Source organism: Mesorhizobium sp. M7A.F.Ca.AU.001.01.1.1 (genome assembly GCF_004022735.1).
Taxonomy (GTDB): Bacteria; Pseudomonadota; Alphaproteobacteria; order Rhizobiales; family Rhizobiaceae; genus Mesorhizobium; species Mesorhizobium ciceri.
Window position 1 is genome coordinate 1 of sequence record NZ_RZPF01000489.1, and the last position, 5,158, is coordinate 5,158.

5 protein-coding genes and 1 pseudogene are annotated in these 5,158 nt (G+C 64.0%); all 6 read right to left on the minus strand.

Annotated elements, in window-relative coordinates; genetic code table 11:
* Positions 1-348, minus strand: a pseudogene (locus tag EN884_RS25155) (PhoH family protein); the annotation flags it as partial.
* 83 nt (positions 349-431) lie between these two features.
* Positions 432-1,802 carry a tRNA (N6-isopentenyl adenosine(37)-C2)-methylthiotransferase MiaB gene (gene miaB / locus EN884_RS25160; RefSeq protein ID WP_244514371.1) on the minus strand — a complete coding sequence of 457 codons (1,371 nt, stop codon included), beginning with the start codon at positions 1,800-1,802 and terminating at the stop codon, positions 432-434.
* 113 nt (positions 1,803-1,915) lie between these two features.
* Positions 1,916-2,716, minus strand: a complete 801-nt coding sequence (locus tag EN884_RS25165; RefSeq protein ID WP_063169990.1) for a 1-acyl-sn-glycerol-3-phosphate acyltransferase — start codon at positions 2,714-2,716, stop codon at positions 1,916-1,918.
* Positions 2,717-2,737: 21 nt separating this feature from the next.
* Positions 2,738-3,232, minus strand: coding sequence for a ribosomal protein S18-alanine N-acetyltransferase (gene rimI / locus EN884_RS25170; protein ID WP_063169989.1), 495 nt, complete (start codon positions 3,230-3,232; stop codon positions 2,738-2,740).
* Positions 3,233-3,315: 83 nt separating this feature from the next.
* Positions 3,316-3,993: a tRNA (adenosine(37)-N6)-threonylcarbamoyltransferase complex dimerization subunit type 1 TsaB gene (tsaB, locus tag EN884_RS25175; RefSeq protein ID WP_063169988.1), complete on the minus strand. Its 678-nt coding sequence runs from the start codon at positions 3,991-3,993 to the stop codon at positions 3,316-3,318.
* A gap of 95 nt (positions 3,994-4,088) precedes the next feature.
* The coding region (locus EN884_RS25180) for a DUF1513 domain-containing protein (RefSeq protein WP_128360791.1) at positions 4,089-5,158 on the minus strand (1,070 nt) is incomplete at its 5' end.

Here is a 5,158-nt window from a genome sequence, read left to right on the forward strand (position 1 = left end):
GGCATAGATCGTCTTCTTGCGGGTGGCGATCTGGGCGGCGGAGACCTTGCCCTTGCGTTCCAGCGTTGGCAGGGTCAACTGATCGTCGGCGGCAATCGCCATGCGCACGGCGCCGTCAACGTCGGACTGGCCGATATCGACGCCTTTCTGGAGAATGCCGTAAAGATTGTCCAGGGCGCGGCGCGCCTGCTCGGCGGCAGAAGCGGACCCTTTGATGGTCAGCTGGTTGCCGCGTGAGCGGATGTCGACGCCAAGCTTCTGCTCGAGCCGGGCGAGGTTTTCGTCGAACTGACCATAGAGGGCGCTGGCAAGCTTGTTGTTGTCGAAAGTCAGAACGATGTGCGCCATGTCAGAAGCCCCAGATGCCGGTACCGGGGGCAGGTTCTTCAGCTCTGCTGCGCTCAACCGTCTCTCCTCATCTGCCGAGACCCTCAGGCCAATTCGGCGAACAGGCTGTTGTAGCCCGTCTTCGTGATTCGCACCTGGATAATGTCACCGATTTCGCCGGCCTTTTCATCAACAATAACCGGCTGCAGCCAAGGTGAGCGGCCTACCTTCTGGCCGGCCTGGCGGCCGGGCTTCTCGATCAGCGTGTCGATGGTGCTGCCGATGAGGCTCAAGCCGAAGTCCTGCTGCTGCTTCACAAGCAGAGCCTGCAGCCGCTGCAGGCGCTCGTCCTTGACCGTTTCCGGCACATGATCGGCCATTTCGGCGCCTGGCGTGCCGGGGCGCGGCGAATATTTGAAGGAGAAGGCCGAGGCGTAATTCACCTGACGCACCAGCTCCATGGTCGCCTCGAAATCCGCTTCTGTCTCGCCGGGAAAGCCGACGATGAAGTCGCCGGAAAGCGCGATGTCAGGCCGGGCAGTGCGGATACGGTCGAGCAGCGCCAGATAATCCCTCGCCGTGTGCCGGCGATTCATCGCCTTGAGGATGCGGTCGGAGCCCGATTGCACCGGCAGATGCAGATAGGGCATCAACGCCGGCAGATCGCGATGGGCCGCTATCAACTCGTCATCCATGTCGCGCGGGTGGCTGGTGGTGTAGCGCAGACGCGCCAGCCCGGGGATTTCGGCCAGCCTGAACAGCAGGCGGCCAAGGCCCCACTCGTGGCCGTTCTCGCCCTGGCCATGCCAGGCATTGACGTTCTGGCCAAGCAGCGTCACTTCGCGCACCCCGGCTTCAGCCAGGCGCTCAGCCTCCGCGACAATCTGCGCCACCGGCCGGGAAACTTCGGAGCCTCTGGTATAGGGCACGACGCAGAAGGTGCAGAACTTGTCGCAGCCTTCCTGCACGGTGAGGAAGGCGGTGACGCCGCGCTTGATGACCTCGGCGCGCTTGGACTGCGGCAGATGCTCGAACTTGTCCTCGATGGCGTAGTCGGTCTCGACGATCTTTTCGCCGCCGCGCACCCGCGCCAGCACGTCGGGGAGCCGGTGATAAGTCTGCGGGCCGATGACCAGGTCGACGGCCGGCGAACGGCGGATGATCTCGGCGCCTTCGGCCTGCGCCACGCAGCCGGCGACGCCGACCAGCATCTCGCGGCCGGCCAGGGCACGCTCGGCTTTCATGTCGCGGATACGGCCGAGCTCGGAATAGACCTTTTCGGCCGCCTTCTCCCTGATATGACAGGTGTTCAGCAGCACCAGGTCCGCCTCGCCAATGGCATCGGTCGCGGAATAGCCGTCGGCAGCCAGCGCATCGGCCATACGCTGCGAATCATAGACGTTCATCTGGCAGCCATAGGTCTTGATGAAGACTTTTTTCGCTGCCGTGGAAAGCACTGCCGGCTGTCCAGCCATAGTGCCGATGTCGTCGCTTTCTATCGTGTTCAAGTCCATAAGGCGGCTTCTAACGCCTTTCCGTGACAAAAAACAGACGATTCTCGGCCCGCGCCAGCAAGGGCATGCCGGGGCTAGCGGCTCGGCCGCGGGTCGGCAAGCGCCGCCTGCATCATCTCACGCACCTGGCTTTCCATCAGTTTCGACGTCTCCTTGCGGTTCGAACCCTTGGAAAAGGCGATTGCCTCGCCGAAATGCACCTCGACGTCGAGCGCGCCCTCCGCCAGCAATACCTTGAGATGCGGCATCAAATCCTCATCGCCGATCCAGGCGGCAAGCGGGCGATGCCGGCGGCCGAGCGGCACGCCGTGCAGACGCGTATAGGCGATCGCCACCGGCTGGATGAACACCTGTTCCGCCGCGCCTTCCGAAATCGCCATCGAGGCGGCGCCGAACAGCGTGCTCTTGAACGGCAGGACCATATTGCCGTCGCCGGTCGAGCCCTCGGCAAACAGCACCATCGCATCGCCCTTGGCCATGCGGCTGGCAATCTCGCTTGCCTGGTCGCCCGACGAACGCTTGCGCTCGCGCTCGATGAACACGGTACGCTGCAGCTTCGAAAGCATGCCGATCAGCGGCCAGCCTTCCATATCAGCCCTGGCGATGAATTTTACGTCGGCAAAAGAGCCGAGCACCATGATGTCGGTCCAGGAGATGTGATTGGACGCAACCAGCAGCGGGCGCTTGTCGGACAGCGTCCCCTTGACATGGATGCGCATGCCGAGCGCCCTGATGATCAGCCTGTGCCAGATCTTGAGGATGAAGGTTTCCGGCCACCAGCCGGTCTTCATCGACAGTATCTGTAACGGCACGAGGACCAGCGAACCGGCGACAACGAGGCCCAGCGCCAGGAAAATCCTGATTTTCTTGATCATCGCCCCATCCCGGCCGTCTCGCTAGCGAAGATCGCGGCGCATGACAAGCGCGCCGGTCGGTCCGTGTTCGGCCGACCTGTAGTAATTCGGCCGCTTGCCGACCTCGCGGAAGCCCAGCCGGCGATAAAGCGCGATCGCCGCGACATTAGTCTCGTCGACCTCGAGGAACAGCGCTTCGGCGCGCTGCGCGTGCAGTTCGCGCAACACCGCGTCCATCAATTGCCAGCCCAACCCCTGCCGGCGATGCGATCGCGCCACCGCGACGGTCAGGATCTCGCCCTCGCCTGCCGCAAGCCGCGCCAGCACGAAGCCGACGGGCGGCTTGGAGCCCTGTCCGGTTTCGCGCGCGGCATAGCCGAACACGGTGTCCTGTTCGAGCAAGGCGGCAAATTCGCCATCGGTCCAGGGGCGGACAAAGTCCTCGCGATGCAGCAGCGAGACCGCCGGACTGTCGGCGATCCTCAGCGGCTCGAGCGCATAGTCCCGGCGGCGTGATTGGAGAAAAGGTATGCGCATCTAATTTTTGTTTTCTTGTTTGACCATGATCTCTGGACAAACGGGAACCGTTGTCCGTGAAAACCGGCTTCCACTTTTCGGGATCATGGTCTGATCCTTGAAAGAATGAACCCGGCCTGCGGCTTGGCGTCGGCGCCGCGCAGATAGAGTGGTTTCGGCCGTTCGCCCGCGCCCTTGGCGGCAGCCAGGCGGGCGTAGGTGACAATGTCGGCGGTGGCCGTCCGAGGGCCGACATCGAATTCGCGCCCGGCCGATGCGCTGATGAGCGCTGCAGCGGTGCCGGCAAGCACCAGAGACGTTGCCTTCGCCATTGCCACCACGTCGGCCAGCGTGGCCACGGCCGGACCGTAAGTCAAGACTAACCTTTCGTCGTAAAAAGCCGCGTGGATCTCCTCACGGCCGGCATCCAGCGCCGCCAGCACGGCGCGACCGGGAAATGCCGTCGCTGCTTCGGCAGCCAGCGCCTCCAGTGTCGTCACTCCGATTGCCGGTATCTTCAGCGCCAGCGCCAGGCCACGCGCGGTCGAGACGCCGACCCGCAGACCGGTGAAGGAACCGGGGCCGACAGACACGGCAATGGCGCCAAGACCTGCATAGTCGGTTGCGCCTGCCTCCAGCGCTTCGGCGATGACCGCCATCAGCTGCTCGGCATGGCCCTTGCCGAGATCGAGCACCGAGCGGCCGAGCTCCCGCTTCGCCGTCGCGTCATAGACGCTAGCGGCGCAGAGGTTGGCGGCACAGTCGATGGCAAGCAATTTCATGAAGCAACCGGTTCGAAAGACAATTCCCTGTGCCCGCCACGGCCCGCCACCGCAAGGGGATAGTGCATAATTCGTTAAGCGGCTTCGCTTGTGGCCTATGCGGCCTGCTCGATGCGCAGCATGTGGTTGTCCCAGACATAGTCCGGTTCGGAGCGTGTCGCACCACTGCCCTCGACGATCTCGCCAGCGCCGGTGGTGGCCATGAAGCCGGTTCCATCGGGAGCCACGCCGCAGACCTCGACCAGCGCGCTGTTCGCGACGACCCGTCCGCTGGCCGCATCGAGCACGACAAGCGAGTTGCCTTCCGGCGAGGAGACCGCGACCGTGCCGGCAGCCGGATTGGCGGCGACCGAGCCTATGTAGTTGCGGAAGCCGGACAAAACGTCCTGCGGCATGTCGAGCAGTTGCAATTCCTTGCCGCGCACCGCGCGGCCGACCAGCAGCGGACGATCGGTGCCCGGGCCCCTGTACTGGCAACCGAACCAGACCGTGCCGGACGGATCGGTGTCCATGTGGCGGATCGACAGCTGATGCAGTGCGGCCGGCAATTCGTGCTTCTCGATGAGGTCGCCGGTGACGCGGTCTATCAGCACGTAGGACGGCTTCATGGTCGCAATGTTGAGCTCGGCGCGGCCGTAATCCGGATGGGTCTCGATGCCGCCATTTGCTACCGCAATCGTCCTGCCATCGCCCAGGAGCAGAAGCTCGTGCGGACCCATTCCATAGGTCGGGAACTCGCCGACACGGCTGAATTTCGCCCGCGCATCGTAGACGCCGACGACGCCGGCGGCGTTGTCGAAGTCGTTTTCGGTGGCATAGAGCAGCGCACCGTCGGCCGAAAACACGCCATGGCCGAAGAAATGCCGGCCGGCGATGCTGGCGATGGTCAGCGGCGCATCACGGCCCGAATGGTCGAAAACCACGGCAAAGGTGCCGGGTTGCCGCGCGAAGACCACCGAGCGTTTCGATATGGGATCGAAGGTGACATCGTGGCCGCGATCGGGCAGATCGATCGCATGCAGGACTTTGCCGGCCTCGGACAGGACGGCAGCGCCAAAGCTGCCGTCGCGTTTGACGAAAGCGGTGGCGAAGACGGCGTCGGTCGAAAGCGTCGTTGCCCAGGCCGATGGCGCCATCGCGGCCATGAAGCCAACGCCTGCAGCTC